Source organism: Marinobacter sp. AC-23 (assembly GCF_001858325.1).
In the GTDB taxonomy this organism is placed as follows: domain Bacteria; phylum Pseudomonadota; class Gammaproteobacteria; order Pseudomonadales; family Oleiphilaceae; genus Marinobacter.
In genome coordinates this window covers 273,223-297,103 of record NZ_MBPP01000001.1, presented here as the reverse complement: position 1 = coordinate 297,103, position 23,881 = coordinate 273,223, and the positions used below count along the sequence as shown (strand labels likewise).

General features: G+C 53.9%; 26 protein-coding genes. 22 read left to right on the top strand and 4 right to left on the bottom strand.

Annotated elements, in window-relative coordinates; all coding sequences use genetic code 11:
• Window positions 1-10 precede the first annotated feature (10 nt).
• The 7 genes from BCA33_RS01355 (at window position 11) to BCA33_RS21080 (ending at window position 7,165) form a co-directional block, all read left to right on the top strand.
• Window positions 11-1,330, top strand: a complete 1,320-nt coding sequence (locus BCA33_RS01355; protein WP_071263034.1) for a TolC family protein — start codon at window positions 11-13, stop codon at window positions 1,328-1,330.
• A gap of 5 nt (window positions 1,331-1,335) precedes the next feature.
• Window positions 1,336-2,415, top strand: coding sequence for an efflux RND transporter periplasmic adaptor subunit (locus BCA33_RS01350; protein ID WP_254774092.1), 1,080 nt, complete (start codon window positions 1,336-1,338; stop codon window positions 2,413-2,415).
• Window positions 2,373-2,618: a hypothetical protein gene (locus BCA33_RS21085; RefSeq protein WP_254774091.1), complete on the top strand. Its 246-nt coding sequence runs from the start codon at window positions 2,373-2,375 to the stop codon at window positions 2,616-2,618. Before BCA33_RS01350 ends, BCA33_RS21085 begins: the two co-directional genes overlap by 43 nt.
• On the top strand, window positions 2,618-5,740 hold the full coding sequence (locus BCA33_RS01345) for an efflux RND transporter permease subunit (protein WP_071263032.1): 3,123 nt from the start codon (window positions 2,618-2,620) through the stop codon (window positions 5,738-5,740). The genes BCA33_RS21085 and BCA33_RS01345 overlap by 1 nt, the downstream gene beginning before the upstream one ends.
• 174 nt (window positions 5,741-5,914) lie before the next feature.
• On the top strand, window positions 5,915-6,031 hold the full coding sequence (locus tag BCA33_RS22630; RefSeq protein ID WP_367273076.1) for a DUF6172 family protein: 117 nt from the start codon (window positions 5,915-5,917) through the stop codon (window positions 6,029-6,031).
• Window positions 6,032-6,131: 100 nt separating this feature from the next.
• Window positions 6,132-6,845 carry a lipid A-modifier LpxR family protein gene (locus tag BCA33_RS01340; protein WP_254774090.1) on the top strand — a complete coding sequence of 238 codons (714 nt, stop codon included), beginning with the start codon at window positions 6,132-6,134 and terminating at the stop codon, window positions 6,843-6,845.
• Between the two features lie 74 nt (window positions 6,846-6,919).
• Window positions 6,920-7,165, top strand: coding sequence for a lipid A-modifier LpxR family protein (locus BCA33_RS21080; RefSeq protein ID WP_254774089.1), 246 nt, complete (start codon window positions 6,920-6,922; stop codon window positions 7,163-7,165).
• A 511-nt stretch (window positions 7,166-7,676) separates the two neighbouring features.
• Here the strand turns inward: BCA33_RS21080 and BCA33_RS20410 are convergent.
• The 4 genes from BCA33_RS20410 to BCA33_RS01320 form a co-directional block, all read right to left on the bottom strand.
• Complete coding sequence (locus BCA33_RS20410) at window positions 7,677-7,820, bottom strand: hypothetical protein (protein ID WP_175469666.1); 144 nt, start codon at window positions 7,818-7,820, stop codon at window positions 7,677-7,679.
• A 196-nt stretch (window positions 7,821-8,016) separates the two neighbouring features.
• Complete coding sequence (locus BCA33_RS01330; protein WP_071263029.1) at window positions 8,017-10,242, bottom strand: PepSY domain-containing protein; 2,226 nt, start codon at window positions 10,240-10,242, stop codon at window positions 8,017-8,019.
• An 18-nt stretch (window positions 10,243-10,260) separates the two neighbouring features.
• On the bottom strand, window positions 10,261-10,734 hold the full coding sequence (locus BCA33_RS01325) for a DUF2271 domain-containing protein (protein ID WP_071263254.1): 474 nt from the start codon (window positions 10,732-10,734) through the stop codon (window positions 10,261-10,263).
• Between the two features lie 17 nt (window positions 10,735-10,751).
• Window positions 10,752-11,135 carry a PepSY domain-containing protein gene (locus BCA33_RS01320; RefSeq protein WP_071263027.1) on the bottom strand — a complete coding sequence of 128 codons (384 nt, stop codon included), beginning with the start codon at window positions 11,133-11,135 and terminating at the stop codon, window positions 10,752-10,754.
• Between the two features lie 167 nt (window positions 11,136-11,302).
• Here BCA33_RS01320 and BCA33_RS01315 point away from each other — a divergent pair, with 167 nt between their 5' ends.
• From BCA33_RS01315 to BCA33_RS21055, 15 genes are all read left to right on the top strand, one after another.
• Entirely contained in the window at window positions 11,303-11,968 is a 666-nt protein-coding gene (locus BCA33_RS01315; RefSeq protein ID WP_071263025.1) for a response regulator transcription factor, read from the top strand.
• On the top strand, window positions 11,958-13,295 hold the full coding sequence (locus BCA33_RS01310) for an ATP-binding protein (RefSeq protein WP_071263023.1): 1,338 nt from the start codon (window positions 11,958-11,960) through the stop codon (window positions 13,293-13,295). The genes BCA33_RS01315 and BCA33_RS01310 overlap by 11 nt, the downstream gene beginning before the upstream one ends.
• A gap of 55 nt (window positions 13,296-13,350) precedes the next feature.
• Window positions 13,351-14,289, top strand: coding sequence for a ferric reductase-like transmembrane domain-containing protein (locus BCA33_RS01305; RefSeq protein ID WP_254774088.1), 939 nt, complete (start codon window positions 13,351-13,353; stop codon window positions 14,287-14,289).
• Complete coding sequence (locus BCA33_RS21075; RefSeq protein ID WP_368087203.1) at window positions 14,280-14,636, top strand: hypothetical protein; 357 nt, start codon at window positions 14,280-14,282, stop codon at window positions 14,634-14,636. The genes BCA33_RS01305 and BCA33_RS21075 overlap by 10 nt, the downstream gene beginning before the upstream one ends.
• Before the next feature lie 118 nt (window positions 14,637-14,754).
• On the top strand, window positions 14,755-15,444 hold the full coding sequence (locus BCA33_RS01300) for a VIT family protein (protein WP_071263021.1): 690 nt from the start codon (window positions 14,755-14,757) through the stop codon (window positions 15,442-15,444).
• Window positions 15,445-15,540: 96 nt separating this feature from the next.
• Window positions 15,541-16,263, top strand: coding sequence for a DUF1003 domain-containing protein (locus BCA33_RS01295; RefSeq protein WP_071263019.1), 723 nt, complete (start codon window positions 15,541-15,543; stop codon window positions 16,261-16,263).
• On the top strand, window positions 16,250-18,838 hold the full coding sequence (mprF, locus tag BCA33_RS01290; protein ID WP_071263017.1) for a bifunctional lysylphosphatidylglycerol flippase/synthetase MprF: 2,589 nt from the start codon (window positions 16,250-16,252) through the stop codon (window positions 18,836-18,838). Before BCA33_RS01295 ends, mprF begins: the two co-directional genes overlap by 14 nt.
• A gap of 153 nt (window positions 18,839-18,991) precedes the next feature.
• Window positions 18,992-19,381, top strand: coding sequence for a GtrA family protein (locus BCA33_RS01285; RefSeq protein ID WP_071263016.1), 390 nt, complete (start codon window positions 18,992-18,994; stop codon window positions 19,379-19,381).
• Entirely contained in the window at window positions 19,365-20,072 is a 708-nt protein-coding gene (locus tag BCA33_RS01280; RefSeq protein ID WP_254774087.1) for a glycosyltransferase family 2 protein, read from the top strand. The genes BCA33_RS01285 and BCA33_RS01280 overlap by 17 nt, the downstream gene beginning before the upstream one ends.
• Entirely contained in the window at window positions 20,054-20,404 is a 351-nt protein-coding gene (locus BCA33_RS21070) for a hypothetical protein (RefSeq protein WP_254774086.1), read from the top strand. The genes BCA33_RS01280 and BCA33_RS21070 overlap by 19 nt, the downstream gene beginning before the upstream one ends.
• Window positions 20,388-21,185, top strand: a complete 798-nt coding sequence (locus BCA33_RS21065) for a glycosyltransferase family 39 protein (protein WP_254774085.1) — start codon at window positions 20,388-20,390, stop codon at window positions 21,183-21,185. Before BCA33_RS21070 ends, BCA33_RS21065 begins: the two co-directional genes overlap by 17 nt.
• A 250-nt stretch (window positions 21,186-21,435) precedes the next feature.
• A complete protein-coding gene (locus tag BCA33_RS21060; protein WP_254774084.1) occupies window positions 21,436-21,885 on the top strand; it encodes a hypothetical protein in 450 nt (149 codons plus the stop codon).
• Window positions 21,875-22,594 (top strand): response regulator transcription factor, encoded by a 720-nt coding sequence (locus BCA33_RS01270; protein WP_071263014.1) that lies wholly within the window; start codon window positions 21,875-21,877, stop codon window positions 22,592-22,594. The genes BCA33_RS21060 and BCA33_RS01270 overlap by 11 nt, the downstream gene beginning before the upstream one ends.
• The gene (locus tag BCA33_RS01265; RefSeq protein ID WP_254774083.1) at window positions 22,591-23,580 is read left to right on the top strand and encodes a histidine kinase dimerization/phospho-acceptor domain-containing protein; all 990 of its coding nucleotides are present in this window, start codon (window positions 22,591-22,593) and stop codon (window positions 23,578-23,580) included. Before BCA33_RS01270 ends, BCA33_RS01265 begins: the two co-directional genes overlap by 4 nt.
• A complete protein-coding gene (locus BCA33_RS21055; RefSeq protein WP_368087201.1) occupies window positions 23,574-23,879 on the top strand; it encodes an ATP-binding protein in 306 nt (101 codons plus the stop codon). The genes BCA33_RS01265 and BCA33_RS21055 overlap by 7 nt, the downstream gene beginning before the upstream one ends.
• The last annotated feature ends 2 nt before the right edge of the window (window positions 23,880-23,881 follow it).

The following is a 23,881-nucleotide window of genomic DNA, read 5'->3' as shown; positions in this document are numbered from 1 at the left end:
AGAATGAAACTTGAATAATTTTCTTCGTATATATAAGCCAGCTCTAATAGGCGCCTTGCTTTTAACGAGTCTTGGCATTTCTGCTGAACCGAGACTCGCTCTTGAAGACGCCATTGATATTGCGATTCGAGGAGATCCCTGGTCAGCCCAAAGCACCCAACTGCAGAAAGCGCTTCTCGATGAGTCTGTTGTTGCAGGCGCCTTACCGGATCCACGAATTACGCTAGGCGCCGCAAACCTTCCTACCGATACCTTCGATACCCGCCAAGAGGGCATGACCCAAGCCACTGTTGGGTTCAGTCAGCGATTTCCCCGTGGTGATAGTCGGTATCTCGCCCGCGACAAAAAAAAGGAGCTTGCAGAGTCCCAGTCGTTTCAGCGCGAGAATCGACAGGAATTGGTGATCAGGTCAGTCACCTACCTGTGGCTTGAACTATGGAAAACTCAAGAGAGTGTTCGATTGATTGAAAGCAATCGCGGACTTTTTGAACAGTTGGCCGACGTTGCGGAGGCCGGGTACACCTCAACAATGAACGGTTCACGGCAGCAGGATATTATCCGTGCGTCTTTGGAGTTGACCCGTCTTGATGACCGCTTAACGGCGCTTCATTCCCAGATGGAAACAGCCCAGGAAGAGTTGGGAGAGTGGGTTGGTACTGACACCTTCCGTTTGCAGGTAAGCGAGCGCATCCCCCCAAATCTGTTAGCCCGGCTTCCATACCCAGCGCTTGATGTCAGTAATAACTCCGTGATCACTCACGCATCAATTCGCGCTACAGACCAGTTAATTGATGCTGGGTCTATCGATGTTGAGCTGGCGCGCCAGGCTTACAAGCCGGAATGGACAGTGTCCGCACAGTATGGATATCGGGACCAAGCCCCGAACGGGCAGGATCGGGCGGATCTCTTTTCAATCGGAATCGGGTTCGACTTGCCTATTTTTACCGGCAATCGCCAGGACCGTACCGTGAGCGCGGCAATCGCGCGCGTAGAAGCGGCGAAGTCTGACCGGATGCTGCAGGTTCGGCGCATAAGAGCCGAAGGTCGTGCCGCCGCTGCCCGAGTTAACCGACTCGATGAGCGCATCATGCTTTACCAGCAGACGCTGCTTCCACAGATGGCGGAGCAGGCCAATGCAGCACTGTCAGCTTACAACAACGATGATGGCGATTTCGCCGAAGCCGTCCGTGCGCGCATCGCGGAGTTGAACACACAAGTTGATTTTATACAGATGACGGCTGAACGAGCGAAAAACCTCGCAACCTTTCGCTATCTCACTGCTGGTACCGCTGGTTCCCCCTCATTCTCACTGAACAATTCCCAGGATTAACAATCATGGCAAACGTTATGCGCCCATTGGGCTTTTTATTAGTAGGTGGGGTGGCCGGAGCAATCGCAACCTATTGGCTTGCCCCTGAAGCTTCACCGGCTTCGACGGGTGAGGCTGCGAGCAGTGTCAGTAAAGAACCGACGCACTGGGTAGCGCCCATGGACCCCAATTTCAAGAGTGACAAACCGGGTAAATCCCCCATGGGGATGGACTTGATACCGGTTTATGCAGGTAGCGGATCAGGGCAGGACGCCCCTGGTACCGTTCGTATTTCACCAGGTGTGGTTAACAATCTGGGGGTAAGGACGGGGCCAGTCACGCAGGGTCGGCTGCCGAACGATATAACGACGGTGGGGTACGTTCAATACAGCGAAGACGATATGGCTCATGTCCATCCTCGGGTTGAGGGGTGGATCGAGAAACTCTATGTGAAGGCAGAGGGCGAACCGGTGGAGAAGGGCAAGCCACTCTACACACTCTATTCGCCCACGCTGGTCAACGCCCAGGATGAACTGATCCTGGCGTTAAACCGGGGCAATGAGCGTTTGGTTAATGCCGCTAAGGAGCGACTTACGGCCCTCAATGTACCCGTAAGTTTGATCCGTCAGATCACGAAAACCCGGGAATTGCAGCGCACGTTAACAGTGTATGCACCAACCTCTGGTGTTATCGACAACCTGAATGTGCGCGAAGGTATGTTTATCAAGCCGGGGGATCGAGTTCTCTCCATCGCCGCACTGGATGAGGTGTGGGTTATTGGCGAAGTATTTGAGCGCCAGTTGTCTTCCGTGGCATCTGACAATCGCGTAGTGATGACGCTGGACTACTTACCCGGCCGTCAATGGAACGGGAAGGTGGATTATGTGTACCCGGAGGTTAATCCCAAAACCCGTACGGCCCGGGTGAGAATGCGTTTTGACAACGCCGATGGCACCTTGCTGCCGGGCATGTTTGCAGAGTTGAACATTCAGGCGCCCGTACTAGCCGACAGCTTCTGGTGCCTCGTGAATCGGTTATTCGAACCGGCCAGAGCGATCGACTGGTGCTTGCATTGGATGGCGGCACGTTCAAATCCGTCACGGTGAAGGTCGGACGTGTTGGTGAAAAGTACGCCGAAATCCTTAAGGGGGTAATGTCGGGCGATACGGTAGTTACATCCGCCCAGTTCCTGATTGATTCTGAATCCAGCAAGACCTCGGATTTTCTGCGCATGTCGGCCATGCCCGCTGATTCGATGGATCACGCAGAAATGGGTCATGGAAACATGGATCATGAGGAGGCCAACTGATGATTCAGTCGATTATCTATTGGTCCATTCGAAACCGCTTTCTGGTTCTGCTGGCAAGTTTATTAATAACTGGGCTGGGCCTGTACTCACTCAGTAAAACCCCGGTCGATGCGCTTCCAGACCTTTCCGATGTGCAAGTTATCATTAAAACCAGCTTCCCGGGGCAAGCCCCACAGGTCGTTGAAGACCAGGTTACCTATCCCTTAACGACCGCCATGCTGTCGGTTCCCGGTGCGGAAACCGTGCGTGGCTATTCGTTTTTTGGGGACTCCTACGTTTACGTCATTTTCGATGAAGATACCGATATGTATTGGGCTCGTTCCAGAGTTCTGGAGTACCTGTCCCAAGTGGCACCCAACCTGCCCGATTCCGCACGACCTCAACTGGGACCGGACGCCACCGGTGTTGGCTGGGTTTATCTCTATGCGTTGGTTGATCGCACAGGGCAGAACGACCTGAGCCAGTTACGCAGTCTCCAGGACTGGTTTCTGAAGTACGAACTGCAAACCGTGCCCGGTGTTTCAGAGGTTGCTGCGCTTGGCGGCATGGTGAAGCAATATCAGGTCAAGGTTAGCCCGGAAAAGCTCCGAGCACTGGGGATTCCGCTGTCTCTTATCCAGACGGCGATTAAGCAGGGGAACCAGGAAGTCGGGGCGTCGGTCATCGAAATGGCGGAGGCGGAATATATGGTTCGTACCTCCGGCTACATTCAATCCCGGGAAGACCTGATGGTGATTCCGCTGGGCCTGGATGTGAACGGCACACCGATTCTGCTTCAGGATGTGGCCAGTGTGGAAGTCGGGCCACAGATGAGGCGCGGTATTGCCGAGCTTAACGGAGAAGGGGAGGCCGTTGGTGGCATAGTGGTGATGCGCTTCGGCGAAAATGCTCAGGAGACCATCAATGGCGTTAAGGCGAAGCTGGGCGAACTGCAATCGAGCCTGCCTGAGGGCGTTGAAGTGGTCACGGTTTACGATCGCTCCGGCCTGATTGAACGAGCCGTCAACAACCTCTGGTTCAAGCTGCTGGAAGAGTTTTTTGTGGTGGGCCTGGTCTGTATCGTTTTTCTGTTCCACGTGCGGTCTTCGTTAGTGGCGATCCTCAGCTTGCCTGTGGGTATTTTGACGGCGGTTATCATCATGTACTGGCAAGGCATCAACGCCAACATTATGTCTCTCGGCGGCATCGCCATTGCTATCGGCGCCATGATCGATGGGGCCATAGTCATGATAGAGAACATGCACAAGCATATGGAGCGAACGCCGCTCACCCCGGAGAATCGATGGGAGGTTGTCGCCAGGTCTGCCTCTGAGGTCGGGCCGGCGCTGTTTTTCTCGCTGTTGATCATTACCGTCAGCTTTGTGCCGGTGTTTGCGCTTGAGGCACAAGAAGGGCGCATGTTTGCGCCACTGGCGTTCACTAAAACCTACGCTATGGCGGCCAGTGCCGCGCTTGCGGTGACGCTGGTTCCGGTACTGATGGGCTACTTTATCCGGGGTAAGGTGTTACCCGAGCATAAGAACCCCATCAACCGCCTGCTCGTCGGTGCTTATATGCCGGTGTTGAAGCTGGTGCTCAGGTTTCCTCTGTCGACCGTGTTTGGTGCAGTACTGGTATTGGCTGTAGGCCTATGGCCGGCAACAAAAATTGGTAGTGAATTCATCCCCCCACTGGACGAAGGGGACTTGATGTACATGCCCACGACCTATCCGGGAATCTCAATCGGCAAAGCCCGTCAGTTACTTCAGCAGACGGACAAACTGATTGCGACGGTACCGGAAGTGGAAACTGTGTTCGGCAAAGTAGGGCGCGCGGATACGGCAACCGACCCGGCACCTTTGACCATGATTGAGACTTTTATCCAGCTCAAGCCTCGAGATCAGTGGCGCGAGGGTATGACCACAGACAAGCTCAAGCAGGAACTCAACACACTGATTCGCTTTCCTGGTGTCACCAATGCCTGGGTTATGCCAATCATCACCCGCATCGACATGTTGGCAACGGGTATTAAAACCCCCGTAGGCATCAAAATCGCCGGCCCGGATCTTGCCACCATTCAGGATGTCGGAAAACGCCTGGAGGAAATTCTGGCAGACGTGCCTGGCACGGCTTCGGTTTACTCCGAGCGAGTAGCGGGAGGTCGATACATTAAGGTGGACATTAATCGTGAACGCGCTGCGCGCTATGGCTTGAATATCGCGGACGTACAGCAAGTGGTTGCCTCTGCGATTGGCGGGATCAATGTCTCCAGAACCATCGAGGGCCTTGAGCGTTACCCCATTAACCTTCGCTATCCGGAAGACTACCGGGATTCGCCCGAGAAACTGGAACAGCTTCCCATAGTGACGGCCTCCGGCCAGAGGATTGCACTGGCGGATGTCGCCGATATCCGAATAGAAGATGGGCCGCCGGCGATCAAAAGTGAGAACGCTCGTCTTAACGGTTGGTCCTTTGTGGATATAGAGGGTGTTGACGTGGGCACATACGTGGAGCAGGCAATGGCGGTTGTGCAGGAAGAATTGGACTTGCCCGCAGGCTACTCCATCGCCTGGTCGGGCCAATACGAATACATGCTCCGCGCTAAAGAAAAACTGACCTACGTGGTGCCGTTAACATTGGCGATTATCATCATCCTGCTGTTTCTGAACTTCAGAAACTTTACGGAAGTGGGCATCATTATGGGCACGCTTCCATTCGCAATGATCGGAGCCATTTGGCTGATGTATCTATTGGGTTATAACTTCTCCGTTGCGGTGGGTGTTGGCTTTATTGCTCTGGCCGGTGTCGCGGTAGAGATCGGCGTTATCATGCTGGTGTATCTTAACCAGTCCTACCAGGCAATGCTTGAAACCTGCGAGCAAAAAGGACTGACGCCGAGACGAGAAACACTGCGCCACGCAGTACTTCACGGCGCTGGTATGCGGGTGCGCCCGGTGATGATGACTGCGGCCGCGATCATCGGTGGCCTGGTTCCGATTATGGTTGGCACCGGAACAGGTTCTGAGGTGATGGCGCGTATCGCAACGCCCATGGTAGGGGGGATGATCAGTGCGGTTATTTTGGCGTTGTTGGTGATTCCGGTATTGTTTTATCTTTGGAGGCGGCGCGCGCTTTCCAACTAAGAGGTCATAAAAGTGCGAGGGCTCAATCATTACGAGCTCTTGTACTTCCCGAATCAGTTTTGACGCCCCTTGGCATCGGCCAGCATGAACGCCGCTTGATGAGTTATTGAGAACTTTGGGTTAGAGAGGCTAAACGCAAGATCTGGCCATGCTGCCCGTCCCAGTAAGATTCCAATGAAAAAGACCGTTAAGTTAGAACATCCGAAAATCAAAGTGCCTCGTGTTATCGACTCCGTGAAGCACGACATCAAAAAGTTTCTGAAAAATGAACGTAAAACCACTTATTCATAAGCCTGAGTGATGTTTTGAATACCTACGCGTAATTAGTCCTGAATGCCAATAGTTTGAAAAATACTAGCCAACTTACCAACACACTCTCTGGGAGTTGGCTATGAAATTTCGTTTACTGGCGTTTTCTCTGGCGATTGCTGTTTCGTCTTCGGCCGCAATAGCTGAGCCTTCAGACTCGGTGCTTGCTTTTTCTACTGATAACGATCTTTTCGCTCCGACCCAGACGGATCGGGATTACACCGCAGGTGTTGCGATTACCTATTCTTCCAACTCAAGGGAGTTCATGAACAACCCGGTATCCAGAGCCAGTCAAGGCCTGGACAACCTGTTATCGTCTGGCTTTCATACTGAATCCGGAAACCGGGAAAGTGCTGCGCTGGAGTTTGGGGTATACGGTTTTACCCCAGAGGAAATCAGCGCGACGACTATTGACAGAACCGACCGGCCATACAGCAGCCTGGTTTACTTATCTTCCAGTCAGAGTTACCAGGGCCTGGGTGAGGGTTCTGGTTGGACCACGTCCATGACAGTCGGGATGATGGGCCTGGACGTATTCAAGTCCAGCCAGGACTCGATCCACAAAGTGGTTGGCAGTGATCAGGCCCGGGGGTGGGATCACCAGATTTCAAATGGCGGCGAACCCACTTTCAGGTATTCCGCTGCCTATCATCATTACATGGGCTCCAACGAGCCAAACCAGCAGGTAAAAACGACCTATTTTGGATCCGTGGGGTACCTAACCGAATTTGGCGCGGCGTTGGTTTTCCGGGGTGGCCTGATTTCATCACCTGATAACCGCTTCAACCTGAGTTAATGGCCTATGGTGAGCGAGCTCCCGGAGTATCGGCGGTTGGCGGTCGGGAGAGTTACTTCTGGGGTGGGATGTCTGTGAAAGCTCGTGCGTACAACGCATATTTGCAGGGGCAATTCCGGCATTCCGATCATGAACTGAGTGCGAACGATCTCAATGTTCTATTGGCGGAAGTCTGGGCAGGCTATACCTACAGCTTCGGTGCCGGCGCAACGCTCAGTTACGTATTGCGAGCCCAGAGTTCCGAAATCAAGAACGGCACGGGGAATCGTACCCTTGCATGGGGTGGGCTGGTGTTCAGTAAACGCTTGGGAGCCAGATAAAACCGGGCAATCACCAGCCTGGGAATTGCGATCAAACTGATTTGTCGATCTGGCCGTGGGCATGCTGACTCAACACGATTGCAGTTTGCGGAGCACCTGCTTGTGACGATGTCAGGAAATGCTCATGGTTTCGTGGACAACTATCTCGATCAGAAGGGGCAGAGCAGACGTATAACCGCGACGGTGAATCATTTCTCAATTGTTCCGAAAATGCTGAGGAAATCGAACCTGATCGCTGCTATCCCCGAACTGATAAGTCAGGAATGCGGGTTTGTAAACGGACTAAGGATGGGGAATATCCCGTTTGAAGTGGATCCGACTAGTCTCTATCTCATCTGGTATGACATGATGGCCACTTCTCCATGCCGCCAGGCTACGGATTCGCAATGAACTTCACCCGTGTCCCGTGTACCGGGTTTTAACAGCGGGTTCATTACTTTCTCTTGGGGGGGGGGTAAAGCTTGAAAACACGGGCGGGCTATTTGCCCGCCCCTATGTTGCCAGTGCCAACTTAGTTGCCGATTCCCAGGTCGACGATTTCCATCGCAGGGTTGTTTCCACGCTCAATATCTTCCTGGCTCACACCTTCTGCTTGTGCGAGTGCAGAGAAAGCGAGTACGGAGAAAACGAGAAAGAACTTGGTAAGTGCGTTCATGTGATATTCCACCTTTCCAGAGAGTTAAGTTAAACAGTGTCGCCTCATTGGCTTGATTGAAATTCTCTCTTTTTGGTGCAACGAAAAAAAATTGTTATGAGGCATACAGCACATCATCTCAAATGATGTATCTGCCTCTGCCAGCAAGCGTCAGCAGGAGACGCTCGTATACCTGAGCTATGCCTTCGCGCCATGGTTAATAAACATCCTCGAGGTAGCGCCCCTCGGTTCTCAATGCATCAACATCCAGGTGCATTGGTTGCAAAATTGAGTCAAATACCTGCCGTACACCGGCGGCCATATCCCGGCCGCCGCACACCAATATTTGTGCGCCTATTTCAATCAGTTGTTGCAGCGCGGCCTCATCCGCAACAATGGCATCCTGAACATAGGCACTTTCTGCCGACCTTGAAAACGCGGTATTCAGCCCGGTAAGCCGCTGGTCATCCAGATAGCGGCCAAGCTCTGGCTGATAGAGAAAATCCGATTTGGGGTTACGACCACCCCAGTAAAGGTACATGGGATTGCGTTGCGTATTCTTTCGGATGAAGCCGGCAAGTGGTCCGATTCCCGCACCAGCGCCAACGAGAATAATCGGCGTAGCGCCTCCTGCGGGACGAAAGCCGGGGTTTTTCTGAATAAACCCGGCAATCCGATCTCCCGGATCGAGGCTGTGCAGATACCCTGAACAAAGGCCATGGGTCTGTTTTCGGACACAGATTTCCAGCTGATCATCCGAAGACGAGGACGCCAGCGAATAAAACCGGGTGGCCTGATCTCCGGGGGGCGCAACCCCAAACAGATCGCCAGCCTCAAAATCCGGTAGGCGTTGCCGGTTTCGAAAGCACAATCTCTGCCACAGATTTCTGTCACTTTGTAGCGGCTTGAAGCGCAATATGCTGGTAGGCGCATTCACAGCAACGCCGTAGTCCACACGCTCAACAAGCTCGAACTCAGACGTGACGGCAGGCGCGGGATTATGGGTTAGTACCAGCGGAATACCCATGTGCTTGCTGATCACCTCGCCCCATTCCCGAAACTGCGGTGCGGAACCACGATTAATTTTGGTAGCGGGATGCAGTTGTTGTAGTCCTTTGCTGCTGAGAGCTGCATCCACGTCCAGCGCATACTGGCAGAATTTCGGGAACTGTTGGTCACCAAAGCCGAGAACCACAAACTCCAATCCGTTATCCGCCTGAAAGTGTTCAAGGCGAGTCATAAACTGATTGGCGGAAGAGGGCGCGTCACCGTCACCATAGGTTGATGTCAGAATGAACAGCACCGTGGCTTTCGGGTAGTGCTCCGCCAGATCATTCATCGGCGCACAGTGCACTTTCTTGTCGGCCTGCTTGAGTTTTCCCTGAAGATCTTTGGCAAAACCCCAGGTGGTATTGCCTTCCGAGCCCACGAGAATAACGGCATCAGCGGCTTCGATGCTGGCGCTTTCACCCAGGCGTATGCAGGATGCGCGCCTCTGCCACCAGATTCGTAGCCCGGTAAACGACAGCACCGGCACGGTCAGCGCGACTACCCCGAGAATCAGACCTAACCACCACAAGCCTTCGCCCGTATGCAAGCGAACCATCCAATGTTGAAACTGATTGCCTGCAGAGTGTGGCTGGTACTGCAGCAGTTCTCCGGTTGCCTGGTCAACGAACCCGGAACCCTGAGTAGTGCTCAGGGAATAGACGTCTGTGGGGTCATCCGGGTAGGGGAACACCAGCTCTCGCAGCTCGTTGATATCCACGCCTTTTAGCGCACTCAAAGTACCTGCCGGTGCAGGTGTACCTCCTGAGACATCCGCAGGAAAAGAGAGCTCCGTACTCGCCCCGTCCGGTAAAAAACCAAACCTTACCGCCGACATATAGCTGCCGGTCAGTGCCGACAACAACAAGCCAATTACGGCAAATCTTGCCAGTTCGGCGTGAATCCGCGGGCTGCCAGAACCAGCAATGGGTCTTAACATCGCATTCCAGCCACCCAGGCGTCGAGCCAACACAAACGCTCCGGACAGGCAGATCAATACCATCAGTGCTGCCACGACTCCTGCCAGCATTCGGCCGGCATCATCAAGAAGAAATGACCGGTGCAAGTTCTTTACCCAACGCAAAAATGCTGATGGCTGATAGGGGGCAATGCCTTGACCTGTCAGGGGGTTAACCAGATCGGCACCTGGATGGCCATCACGGGTGTAATAAACGACGACTTCGCCTGATAGCGAGCGTGCGATCTGTTCGGTACCCGGATAATTCGCCACTACGCGCTCTGCCAGATCGGCAACGCTCAGCTCGCCGGCAACGGGAACCGTCGCGGCCGATCTCTCAAGTGTCGGCACTACTGACAAAACAACCCCGGAGGTCGCCAGCACCATCAACAACAACGCGGCGACCAATCCGGGTAAACCATGGAGCTTGCGCAACATTAATGTGTCTCCCGTCGTTTACTTGAGGCCATAGACAAAGGATTGGACATAGCCGCGGCCAGAAACCGTTTTTCCGGAGCCTTCAGTGGTCAGAGGCACTACCACATCCGAACGGTTGTCGCGCATATCCTCAACAGAGGTGTCAACACGAACCTGGTAACCGGAATCGATCAACGCGTCCTCAAGTTCCAGGGTCACTTTCAAGGCACGGCCACTGGTCACACTGGCACCGGTCAGGCCGTCGTATTCAGCCTGATTCAAACCACTGCCTCGTGCCCAGTCACGCAGGTGCTTGTAATATTTACTCTTCTCACCAGAAATCCAAAGAGTCCCTTGGTACTGGCCATCGGCATCGGTGAGGTAGATCGCCAGGTAAGCCCCGTCACCGCCATAGTTTTTCAGCTGCGTGGTAAAGGTGACTTGCCGGGCCTGCGCATAAGCCGGCAAAGCCATTACAGTTGCAAGTCCCAGAGCAAACAGAATCTTTTTCATCATGTAATCTCCTTTAATTACTCAACCGTTACGCTGGGGCGGCCTTTAACAATGCCCTTGCGCGGAACCCGGTCTTCATTGGTCGGTTCGCTGTAGCGCTTGGGCTTGTCACGATGGTCATCATCGGCATCGTCGTCCTCCCGCTCCATTTCCTTCAGTTCAAAGGTCGCCGGAGAGTACTCGGCTTCCACGCGACGACCATTCGGGTCCCGTCCTTTGACCTCGTAACAACCGTCGTCCACCTTGATGCGGAACACTGTCCAGCCTTCGGCTTCCAACTGTTTCCGGAGGTTTTCGCGTGGCTGCCATTGCGCAACCGGGTCATCGCAGTCATCGTCAGCCAGGGCGCTACCGCTCATCAGCACCAATGAAAGGCTGATCACAATGGGTTTGATATTCATGGCATGTCTCCCGTTGAATCGGTTTAATCAACCCTAAGGCCGTTACCTGACAGTGGCCTGAACGGGCGACCACATAACAGGATTGCCAGCGGGCATTTGAGCGGTTCAGGCTGCTGTCAGGTGACGGCTGTAGTATCTTCTGATCGTGACCATGCAAAAGGTGAAACATGCGGGTACTGTTGGTTGAAGATACAACCGGACTGGGTGAGGCAGTGCGGGATCAGATCAGCGAGGATGGTCATGCCGTGGATTGGGTGCAGAGCCTCTGTTTCGCTGAGACGAGCGTAAAAACCACCACTTATAATCTGATTTTGCTCGACTTGATGCTGCCGGATGGCCATGGGTTTGATTTTTTGAAAAAGCTGCGAGCAACCGGTGATGCAACCCCCATTATCATTCTGACTGCCAAAGATCAGGTGTCAGACCGCATCGCAGGACTGAATGCAGGTGCCGACGATTATCTGGTGAAGCCGTTTGATTTATCAGAGCTGTCTGCGCGGGTGGCCGCCGTGGCACGACGCTATCGTGGTAATCCGAACCCTTTGGTGCGTATCGGAGATCTTGAAGTGGATCTTGGCGACCACCGCCTCAGCCGCAACGGCCAGCCGGTAGAGCTCACCGCACGGGAATGGGCGCTGTTTGAGGGGTTTCTACAGCGCCCCGGAATACTGCTATCGCGGGCCCAGCTTGAAGACCGGCTGTACGAATTTGGGGCGGAAATCGAGAGCAATACCATAGAGGTCTACATCAGCCGTTTGCGCAAAAAACTGGGGCGCGATGCCATAGTGACGGTTCGAAGTATGGGTTACCGGTTAAACTCTTATGACCACTAAAACCAGCTTACAGAAAACCCTTGGTACCTGGCTCACCATCGGCGTGACCTTGCTCTGGCTGTTGGGCGTCATTGCCTCAGGCCTGGTGGCCCGGCACGAGATGAACGAAGTGTTTGATAGCGCACTGGAGGAAACAGCGCAGCGTATCCTGCCATTAGCGGTTACCGATATCCTGAACCGGGAAAATGATACGGGCCATCACCGGGCACCCGTGTTGAAAGATCATAACGAGTACCTTACTTACCTGGTTCGCAACCCGTCCGGTAAGCTTCTGCTGCAATCCCACGATGTCGATCCTGATATTTTTGGCGCCCTGCCGCAGGAAGGTTTTTTTGAAACGTCCACGCACCGGTTCTACGGTGAAGCGGCTGTCAGCGATACCATCTACATCGAAATTGCGGAACCCCTGGCTCACAGACGCGCAGCGGTGCTGGAGGCAACTCTCACATTACTCATCCCACTACTATTTCTGATTCCAATCAGTTGGTTTGGTGTCTGGTGGGTGATAAAACGGTCACTTCGTCAGGTTGTTCTGTTGCAGCAATCGATAGAAGCCCGTGGTGGTAGTGACCTTTCTCCCGTAGCAGTCGACCGTCTGCCAAAAGAGTTTGAACCCATCATGGTCTCGGTCAACCGCTTATTGGAGCGTTTGCGCAGAGCACTTGAAGCAGAGCGAAGCTTTACCGCTAACAGCGCTCATGAATTGCGAACCCCGCTAGCAACGGCGCTAGCTAAACTCCAACGGTTAAATGCCGAAACGCAGGATGTCCAAATTAAATCACGCACCGGCGAAATTGAAGAATCGCTTCGTACTTTGTCGAGACTGTCGCAGAAGCTGCTCGAACTGGCAAAGGCAGAAGGTGGCAGCGCGCTGTCAGAAAACGACAACGACCTTGTACCCATACTGCAAATGATCGCTAACGATTACGAACGTGAGGCGCCCGGTCGCCTCGTGCTAAATTTGCCTGACGATAGCGTAATGTCATTACTCGATCCCGATGCCTTTGCCATCCTGGTAAGAAACCTGATGGAGAATGCTCTCAGGCATGGCGCTGCCGACCGGCCAGTAAATATCAGCCTGACAGGTGAGGGCACCCTGCGAGTGGCCAATGCAGGTGAGGTTGTGCCGCCAGAGAAACTCGCTTTGTTGCGAAACCGCTTTGTACGCTCCGATACCAAAACACTGGGCTCTGGTATCGGGCTTGCGATTGTGGAAGCCATCGCAAGCGGCGCGGGTACTGGTCTGAAGCTCCGATCACCAGCTTCAGACCAAAGTGACGGTTTCGAAGCAGAAGTGAATATTGTCGTGGGCCACACGGACGTTTAAGGCTGGTGTCAGGTTAACCCTGCAGAATTCAAACAAACCCAACCGGAGTTTGTTCGTGCCTAACTTACGTACCAGTGTCGCCCTTTTACTGCTTTTGACGGTTCAGCTCAGCTTCTGGACCCCGGGGCTGAGCTATGAGCAGTTACTGACACTCAGTGGCTACCTTGCCATCAATTTTATGTCCATCACCATGGTGCTGGCTGCTCGGCCTGGATGGCTGGAACCCCCGTTGGGTGGTCTGGACAGCATGTATCAACTGCATAAATGGACCGGCATTCTGGCCGTTACTTTTGCGCTGACACACTGGCTGATCGAAATGGCGGATGATGGCCTCGAAGCGCTGCTTGGCTCGGATCAGAGCTTGAAGGAAGCTGACTTTTCGGGCCTGCTGGACAGCCTTCAGGATGGCGCTGAAGATCTGGGCGAGCCTGGCCTGTATTTACTGGCGTTTCTCGTTGTTATTACCCTTCTGCGATGGGTGCCTTACGGCTACTGGCGTTATCTGCACCGGGTGATGCCACTGATTTATCTGGCACTGGCCGCCCATGCTGTGTTGCTGGCGCCGCTGAAATGGTGGCAACAACCGACGGGTTGGCTGATGGTGCTGTTGATAGTGGGTGGTGCTGTCGCAAGCCTGCAATCGCTGACCGGGCAAATCGGAAGCAGCCGCCGCTACAAAGGGTTGGTTCAGGCCGTCAGGCAGACATCAGCCAACATCACGGAAGTCGTCTGTGACATGGGCAAGCGGTGGCCAGGTCACCAAGCCGGACAATTCGCCCTGGTGACCTTCGACCGAATCGAAGGGGCGCATCCTTTCAGCCTGGCCGGTGCTGACAACGACAGCGGGCAGCTCAGTTTTCACATCAAGGCACTGGGAGACTACACCCGCAAGATCCCCCGTAAGCTACGTAGTGGCCAGGCCGTTACGCTGGAGGCCCTTATGGTCGCTTTGATCCCGACAGCGGCAGAAAAAACGCCCAGCAAATCTGGGTAGCGGGCGGCATTGGTATCACACCGTTTCTGGCGGCGCTGGAAAACCGCCTGATCAATTTCGAACAAAAACATCCCGCGGTCACACTGCATTACTGCACCGCCGGAGCCGTAGATGATCCAATGCTGACTCGCCTGCAACAACTGGCGGAGCACCTTTCAGGCATATCATTGCACGTCTACGACAGCCTGCAGGGGCAGCGATTGACTTCGAATCAACTGCAGATTCATGCCCACAAAGTGGATATCTGGTTTTGTGGGCCGCAAGGCTTGGCAAAAGCCCTGAAAAGCGGACTGAAGCAGCAGTCCATTTCATTACGCTTTCACCAGGAAAGTTTTGAGTTTCGCTGAAACAGATTTCTTTTTCGGCCCAGGATTAAGCAATCGGTAGCGGCCACGGATCTTGATGTCGCGGGGTGAAGCTTGGAAGATAATTATGTCCTTTTCGGCAAGATGATTGGGGAAGCGTATGAGCCATAGTGAAATCCATCGATCACATCGAGTAGGTTGGTTACGGGCGGCAGTACTGGGTGCAAACGACGGAATTGTTTCTACAGCAAGTCTCATTATTGGTGTTGCTGCTGCTAGCAGTACTTATCAAGGCATTCTTCTGGCGGGACTTGCTGGTTTGGTAGCAGGCGCTATGTCTATGGCTGCAGGGGAGTACGTGTCCGTTAGCTCGCAGTTCGATACTGAAAAGGCAGACCTGGCTATTGAAAAAAAATCATTGGAACAAGATTTTGAGTTTGAAAAAGAGGAGCTCGCTTTAATATACGAAAGCAGAGGGCTTGAGTCAGCTCTCGCGAAGCAAGTCGCTGAGCAGTTAATGGCTCACGATGCTCTTGGTGCACACGCCAGGGATGAAATAGGCATCTCGGAAACTGTTAGCGCCCAGCCCGTTCAAGCGGCCTTCTCATCGGCAGGCACTTTTACCATTGGTGCCGCACTTCCGTTGGCTGCGGCGTGGGTTGTACCGGGCAACCAGCTAATTTTTGTTGTTGCAGGATCCTCACTGGTTTTTCTTGCGCTTCTAGGCGGGATTGCTGCGAGAGCAGGTGGGGCTTCCATGGCAATCGGCGCAATCAGAGTTACATTTTGGGGTGCACTCGCAATGGCACTTACGGCCGGAGTAGGTCAAATATTTGGTGTAGTTGCATAATGAGAACTGGGCTTCTCAGGCTTCAGGATTTGAGCTTCCTGTAAACCTGTCTTTCACTCATTATGTTGACATGAGCCGCGAGAGAAGGCCTCGAACATGACAGCCAAGCCTGTACCACCGAATACCGAGCAACTGTATGTCTGCCATATATGCGGGCAGGCTTTTCCCAAATCAAAGCTACGCCCCTGGATTTCAGTCCGACCGGGGGTATCAGACCTGATCTCCAGTTCCGCACCGGGCTGGGCCGAAGGAAAGCAAATCTGCAAGCGCGACCTTGTCCGGTTTCGACGCCAATATGTCGAGCAACTACTCGAAGATGAGCGCGGTGAGTTGAACGAGCTCGATCGACAGGTCATCGAAAGCATTGAATCCGGACAGCTTGTATCTCGCAACCCTTTGGACGAGATTGAAAAGAGGTCCACGTTCGGCGAGCGTACCGCCGACAAGGTTGCCAAATTTGGTGGCAGCTGGACATTCATCCTGTCTTTTGCCGTTGTTTTGATTGCGTGGATCACGCTCAATGTCGTGGGGCTCAGCGCCAAGCCTTTCGACCCTTATCCGTTCATCCTGCTGAATCTTGTATTGTCATGCCTTGCAGCGATGCAGGCTCCTGTGATCATGATGAGCCAGGGCAGGCAGGGAACCAAGGATCGGCTGCGAGCTGAAAACGATTATCGCGTGAACCTGAAGGCTGAGCTGGAAATCCGCCAGCTGCACGAAAAAATTGATCACCAGCTCGCCCACCAATGGCAGAAGCTTGTCGAGTTACAGCAGATACAGATTGAATTGTTAGAAGATAGCTCTGATGGCATTCGCTGAAAGCACGCTGCCTCATGGTAGGTGGCTGCGGATCATTAAACACCCAGCCGTCAGGATTGCAGTTCCCATTGTCATTGTGGTGATTGCAATTTTCGCCCTGCACAGTTTGGCGGCCCATGTGAAATGGGTCGACGTGAAAGCCGACCTGCTCGCGGCTTCATCAGTTTCATTGCTCGAAGCGCTCGGTTTTACGGCAATCAGTTTTGTCGGCATCTCATTTTATGATGCCCTTGCCGTCAACTTGGTCGCACCATCAAAAGTGCCTTTCCGCATTGCCGCACTGGCTGGAGCGGCGGGCTACGCAATATCCGGATTGTTAGGCGTCTCGTATCTGACAGGCACGGCCGCCCGTTACCGTGTCTATTCGTCGTTCGGTCTCGATCTGGCATCGGTCTCAGGAATCATCGCGATATCCTGGAGTGGCTTTTGTTCTGGCCTGGCGCTGGTATTTGGCAGTCTGCTGATATTCCACCCATCGGGTTTGAGCGCGGTGTTGCCAATACCTCCAGCGGTTGAAACGGGAACCGGTCTCGTGATTCTGGGAGGGCTGGTTGCCTATCTTTTCTGGCTGGCAACCGGCAGGCGACAGTTGAAAGCGGGAGGTTTCAGCATCCCCTTGCCAGGCGCAAAACTTGGCGCTGTACTAACCGGCGCAGGGCTGCTCGATCTCATTAGTGCTGCCCTGGTGCTTTACGTTCTGATTCCCGCCGATGCAATTCAGAATCTGCCGTATTTCATTACGATCTATTTTGGCGCGGTCGCTTTAGGCATCCTCAGCCACTCCCCGGGCGGGCTGGGTGTGTTTGAGGCAACAATCATCTCAGGATTGGGCGTCTCGGGGCGCTCGGACGTTCTGGCAGCACTTTTGCTTTATCGCGTGATCTACACGATCGTCCCCTTCATCGCCGCAGTTTTGGGCCTAAGCCTGATAGCAGGCATGGCGCGGCGGCGAGAACTTACCGGCGGGGCGAAAACCATCTGGCGCGCATTCCAGCCACTGGTTCCGCCAGTTGCAGCGGGAATCGCACTGCTTGCCGGGGTGCTGCTTCTGGTATCGGGCAGTCTGCCTGCCGAACAGTCGCGCTTGGGTGTGTTGCGCGAACTCTTGCCCCTTTCTTTTATCGAAGTGTCGCATCTGGTGGGCAGCATCACCGGACTTTTTTTGATCGTCGTGGCACGGGGTCTCTATCGCAAGCTTTACCGCGCCTGGGTGGTGGCGATGGGGCTGATTGTTCTGGGATTGCTTGCATCGCTGCTGAAAGGACTGGATTGGGAGGAATCTTTGTCGATGCTTGCTACGCTGGCCGTATTGGGGCTTTTCCGCCCCGCATTTTATCGTGCTGACAGCGTATCCGTGTTCCGGCTAAACGAGACCTGGATCATCAGCACATTGGCCCTTCTGGCGGCGGCATTCTGGATAGGGCTTTTTGCCCAATCTCATCTATCTTATCGTAACGCGCTCTGGTGGGATTTTACATGGCACGGGGACGCTTCGCGCTTCCTGCGGGCAAGTCTTGCCGGGGCGGTTACCCTGGCTGTGATCGCGCTCAATTCCCTGATAACGGGTAAGGCCAGCCGCAAGCGCCTGGAGCCGATTCCCAACGTAGTGCGCAGGCTTGTCACAGCAAGCGAAGACACCGAGGCGAACATCGCGTTGATGGGGGACAAGGCATTTCTTGTTTCTGACGACGAGAGTGCGTTTATCGCTTATGCCGATACTGGCCGGTCGCTGATCGCGAAGGGCGATCCAATAGGTGATGCGAAAATGGCAAAGAAACTTGTCTGGCAGCTTCGCGAAATGGCCGACCGACAGGGAAAACGATGCGCCTTCTACGCTATATCGCTGAGGTATATTCCGGTTTTTCTCGATCTTGGCCTGTCGATCCTAAAGATCGGCGAGCTGGCGCGGGTCGACCTGCGCACCTTCACGCTTGAAGGTCCGAGCCGGAAAAACCTGCGTCAGGCACGTAACCGTGCAGCCCGGGACGGTTTTGTGTTTGAAGTTGTTCCTGCGGCCATGCTCTCTTCATTGATGGCGGACTTGCGATCCATCTCAAATGCGTGGCTTGAAAGCAAGCAAGGGGAGGAGAAGGGGTTTGCTCTTGGAGCCTTTGAAGAAGGTTATATCTCCAATTTTGATGTGGCCGTCATGCGCAGTAATTCGGGTGAGATTGTCGCTTTCGCCAACATCTTTAAAGGCGCTCATTTGAACGAACTGTCCTTTGACCTGATGCGGCACCGCCCGGGCGGGCCCGGGTTCGCGGTGGATGCGCTGCTTGCGGAACTCATGCTATGGAGCGCAGCCCAAGGCTATCACTGGTTCTCGTTGGGTGCTGCGCCTTTTTCGGGCATAGAGAACCGCCAGTTGGCGCCGATCTGGAACCGTATCGGAGGTTTTGTTTATGAGCACGGCGAACATTTTTACAACTTCGAAGGGCTCAGGGCGTTTAAAGAGAAATTTGACCCGGAGTGGAGCCCGATCTATCTGGCCACCCCCGGGGGACTGGCCACTCCCCAAATCTTTAACGAGTTGAATGTGCTGATTTCGGGCGGGTTTCGTAGACTGATGAAGTAGGGGCTGTCGAAAATACTTATGAGATAAACCCCAATCCGCCAGGTTTTGACATTTTCCTGATAAAACCTCCACAAAGCCATGATGTAAGTTGGGTCACTATACCTACTCAAACTTACGGCGACTGTTTCAGCCGTCAATGTGGTGGGTTTTCTCATGAACACAGTCTTTCCTCGCCAATTACAGGGATTTGTAGCGGCCGGAGGCCTTGCTACGCTGTTCCACTGGCTTGTGATGGCTGCACTGGTCAGCGCCGGGCTTGAGCCAACATTGGCTACCGCAAGCGGAAGCGTTTCCGGAGCGGTATTAAACTATGGCCTCCAGCGGCGTTTAGCCTTTCGCAATGCCGGCCCTCACATAATTACGTTGTGGCGCTACATCGGCTCCTGCATGGTCGCTTGGCTATGCAATCTCTTCTTTTTCTTCCTGTTCAATAATGTTCTGGCGCTGCCTGTCTCGTTGTCACAAATCGTGGCCACAGGGCTTGTTGCTGCACTGAATTACATTGTCTACCAGAGGCTGGTTTTCCATGAACAAACGCGTTGAATTCCCCTCCGTACCGTTCGATGGTTCGCATAATAAATCGCTGCTATCACTGGTGGTGCCGCTGTACAACGAACGCCCGATGCTGCCGCTGTTTTTTGAGCGGGTTCTGCCGGTGCTTGCCAAGTTGGATCTGCACTGGGAAATCGTGCTGATTGACGATGGCAGTGACGATGGTAGCGCCCAGTACATCCGTGGAGTGATCGACCGAACGCCCAGCATTCGGCTTATCAAATTGAGTCGCAATTTCGGTAAGGAGGCTGCAATGACCGCAGGGTTGGAGCACGCCAGGGGCGATGCGGTGATCGTGTTGGATGCAGACCTGCAAGATCCGCCTGAGCAAATTCCGGCCATGGTCGAATGCTGGCAGTCGGGTGCTGATGTTGTCCTGATGCAGCGTCGCTCACGGGTAGGCGAAACTGCGTTCAAACGCTGGAGCGCGCACCTGTTTTACCGGTTGTTGAACCGAACCAGTCGAACGAACATCCCGGTAGATACCGGAGACTTTCGGCTGATGAGTCGAAAAGCCGTTAACGCTTTACTGGTGTTGAAGGAACGCAACCGCTATATGAAGGGCCTGTTTGCTGGATTGGCATGCCCACTCAGGTCATTCAGTACGATCGTGAGCCGCGGGCGGCAGGTGAGACTAAATGGGACTACCCGGGGCTGGTCGGTTTGGCACTGGAGGGGCTAACGTCATTTTCTGTATCTCCGCTGCGCTGGGCAACGGTTATCGGGCTTATTGCCGCCAGTATGGGTGCGGTATTCGGAGTGTGGATTGTGGTAAAGGCACTCATGCTGGGCGATGCCACCAGCGGTTACCCGTCGCTTGTGGCCATCATTAGTTTTTTGGGTGGCATTCAGTTGATGAGCGTGGGCATTGTGGGGGAATACGTCGGCAAGACCTACATAGAATCAAAGCGTCGACCGGTGTACCTGACAGAGGAAGTGATCGAAAACCGGGAGGGGATGCGTCAGAAGGCCAGCCGCAAAACGACAGGGACGCGTCATGTCAAAGCGGTTTAATGTGTGGCTGCTAATACTGGCTGCAGTGTTAGTTAGCCGTTTTATCGGTATGGCTTTTTTCCCCTTTGCCGACACCACCGAGCCTCGCTACGCCGAAATCGCTCGGTTAATGGCCGAAACCGGCGATTGGATTACGCCCTGGTTTGAGCCCGGTGTACCTTTCTGGGGCAAGCCGCCCTTGTCGTTCTGGGCGCAGGCGGCGGCAATCAAAGTGTTTGGTGTCTCGGAATTTTCGCTGCGCTTTCCGTCGTGGCTGGCAACGCTCGCTATGGTATGGCTGGTCTGGCGTCTTGCCAAGCAACTCTGGACTGTTCAGGTCGCCCAATGGAGTTGTCTGGTTTTTGCAACCATGGCCTTAACTTACATCAGCGCTGGCGCCGTGATGACCGACGCTTTCCTGGCGCTGGGCACCACTCTTACTCTAATCAGCTTTTGTTTGGTGATGTCGGGGGAGCGCGGTGCTTGGCGATGGCTCTTCTTTTTAGGGTTGGTCATTGGGCTGCTTTCCAAGGGCCCGTTGGCTTTGGTTCTAATCGGAATTCCCATCATGCTGTGGTTGCTGCTTTCATGGAGGGAAGCGATCAGCAACCTGCGCCGGCTGCCCTGGTGGCGAGGCACCCTGATGACGGCCCTGCTGGTCTGCCCTTGGTATATACTGGCTGAACTCAAGACTCCCGGGTTTCTGGATTATTTTATTGTGGGCGAGCATATTCGCCGCTTTCTGGACCTGGATGGGCAGGCGACCTATATGGAAGCGCCCACACACAGCCCAAAGGCATGATCTGGGTGTTCTGGTTGTGGGCCTCGTTCCCCTGGGGCATCGTTGCGCTGGTGAGCCTGGTACTGGCGTGGTTTAGAGGCAAAAGAAACGGAATCGTAAGCAAGACAATATCGAATCCCGGCGTAAGCTTTTTGCTGGCAAGCGCGTTGGCACCAATGCTATTTTTTACGCTCGCAGGCAATACTCTCTGGACGTATATATTGCCCTCGTTGCCGTTCACCGCCATTTTAATCGGCCGTTGGGCGTCGGAATGCGAGTCTCTCTGGTTGTCCCGGATGAGGACTGGGGGGGTGGCGCTGGTTCCTGTTTTACTGACGGTATTCGTTGTGCTGGCTGCAGTAGCTGGACGCCACTGAAAACAGAGAAAGAACTGGTAAGCTATTATCAGCAGGTCAGGAACGCCGATGACAGCCCGTTGATTTATCTGGATACTCTGCCATTTTCAGCCAGGTTCTACTCAGACGGAACCGCTGTCGAAGTGACCAAAAACGGTTTGAACAACTTGCAGGGACATAACACGTTTCAACGTTTGTATGTCGCGGTTCCTCGAACCTGGTCAGACGACAAAGTGGCCAAATTATCCAATTCGGCTCGAAAGATTATGGAAAATAGACGCCACCAACTGTTGGTCATTGAGGGACTGCTAACGGATCAGCAGCCGGTGTCTAACGCCAATGGAGCTCGCTCGAATGACACTTAACCAACCACCGCTCAGGCTATTGATTGTCGAAGACCAGGTGGATCTTGCGGAAAACCTGTTCGAGTTCCTGGGCGAAGATCGCTACATACTGGATTTCGCCGCCGATGGTTTAACCGCTCTGCATCTGTTGAGCACGCAAAGCTATGACGTTGTGGTACTCGACCTGATGCTGCCCGGCGTCAATGGGTATGATATTTGTCGGCGCATTCGCCAGGACCTGCAATGCCAGACCCCGATTATTCTAATGACGGCACTGAGTGCCTTGAACGATAAAGAGAAAGGGTTTGACTGCGGTGCCGATGATTACCTCGTGAAGCCGTTTGAGCTACGCGAGTTACAGCTGCGGATTGAAGCTCTGCATAGGCGCTACTCGCCGCAGCGACCGGTCTTGGCAGCTGGTGATATTCGGTTCGATCCGGGTACGCTGGAGGTGGAGTTGCGTGGATCGAAAACAGTGTTGTCTGGCACACCAGCGCGGCTTTTTGAATTACTCGTTCGAGCGTACCCGAGTTTTCTCAGTCATGAGGCGTTGAGTGATGTGTTGTGGGGAGCCCGCCATGGAGAAACCGAAGGCAACAGTCTCCGGACTCACATTTATACGCTTCGGAAATCCCTGCAGGCAGGCCTGGGTAGCTCGCTCGTAAAAACCATCCATGGGCGGGGGTACCGCCTGGAAGTTCCTGAGAAAGAGAATACAGACACACCATGAAGTCATCTTTGACCACCCGTTTGGCACGAACCCTGTTTTTGCTGATTGCCGTCACAACCGCAGCCTCGATGCTCATTGTTGAGATTTTTGTTCACGACGTTGAGGACACTATTCTGAGTCTGGAGCTTAAGGCTGAAGCCGAGTATTTCACGAAACAAGTTCAACAAGGGACGTTTCACCCCATAAAAACGGCCCAGTTGGAGGCCGTTTTTCTCCCAAAAGGCGAGGCGGATATTGTACTGCCTGAATATTTCCGTAGCCGCTCGCTGCCGTTTTCCCAGGAAATCGAGATAGGTGAGACAACGCTGCTGATAGTCGGCGAGCAGCTGGAACAACCTGACGGCAAGCTCTTCCTGGCCCAGGACATTACCATCATGGAAAATCGTAAATCCCTGGTTCAGCTTGCTCTGGTCGGCGTGGCGGGCTTCATGCTCCTCGTCGGCTTTTTTGTTGCCCGAACAGGCGCCCAATACTTGGTACGACCCTTCAGGAAGCTAACCCATGAAGTCATGAACACGAGCCCCGGATCGTCCATGCGGCAAATTGATACGGGCTACCGTGATCAGGAGTTTTGCGACATTGCCGAAGCGTTTAACCGGTTTCTGTCAGCGCTGGAACATCACATTGAGCGGGAGAAATCGTTTGTTAAACTCGCCAGTCATGAGCTTCGCACACCGTTAGCCGTGATGAGTGGCGCCCTGAATGTGTTGGAACAACGACAAAGTTTGTCGGCGGCAGATCAGAAAACCCTCGCCCGTATTCGCCGGGCCATGCAAACCATGCGAGACGATACAGAAGTTCTGCTTGAACTGGCCCGCAGCGAAGCGTCCGAAGGCGGTGCGAGAACCATTTTGCTGCAAGAGGTCGTCCAGAACACGATTGATGATCTCGAACATGGACATCCGGATCATGCCGGACGAATCACGGTTTACAACAATAGCCCGGGGTTGAGAGTCACAACCATCCCGCTTTGGTACGCATGTTGATGCGCAATTTGTTGCAAAATGCGCTTCGCCACACTCATGCCGAAGTGGAGGTTCAAATGATGGAAAACCGAATCTCGGTGCGCGACTTTGGATCCGGGCTTCCAATCAATGTTGCTGAGCATCTGAGTTCTGCCGATGCGCCCAGCGTCACCAATCCCAAGCCTGGAGAGTTCAGCAACACCACCTTCGGGTTGCTGATTGTCCGTTTGGTTTGTGAACGGCTAGGCTGGGATCTTGAGATCCCGAAGTCAGACAGTGAAGGTACTGAGTTTATGATCCATGTGCATAGCCTTGACTGATG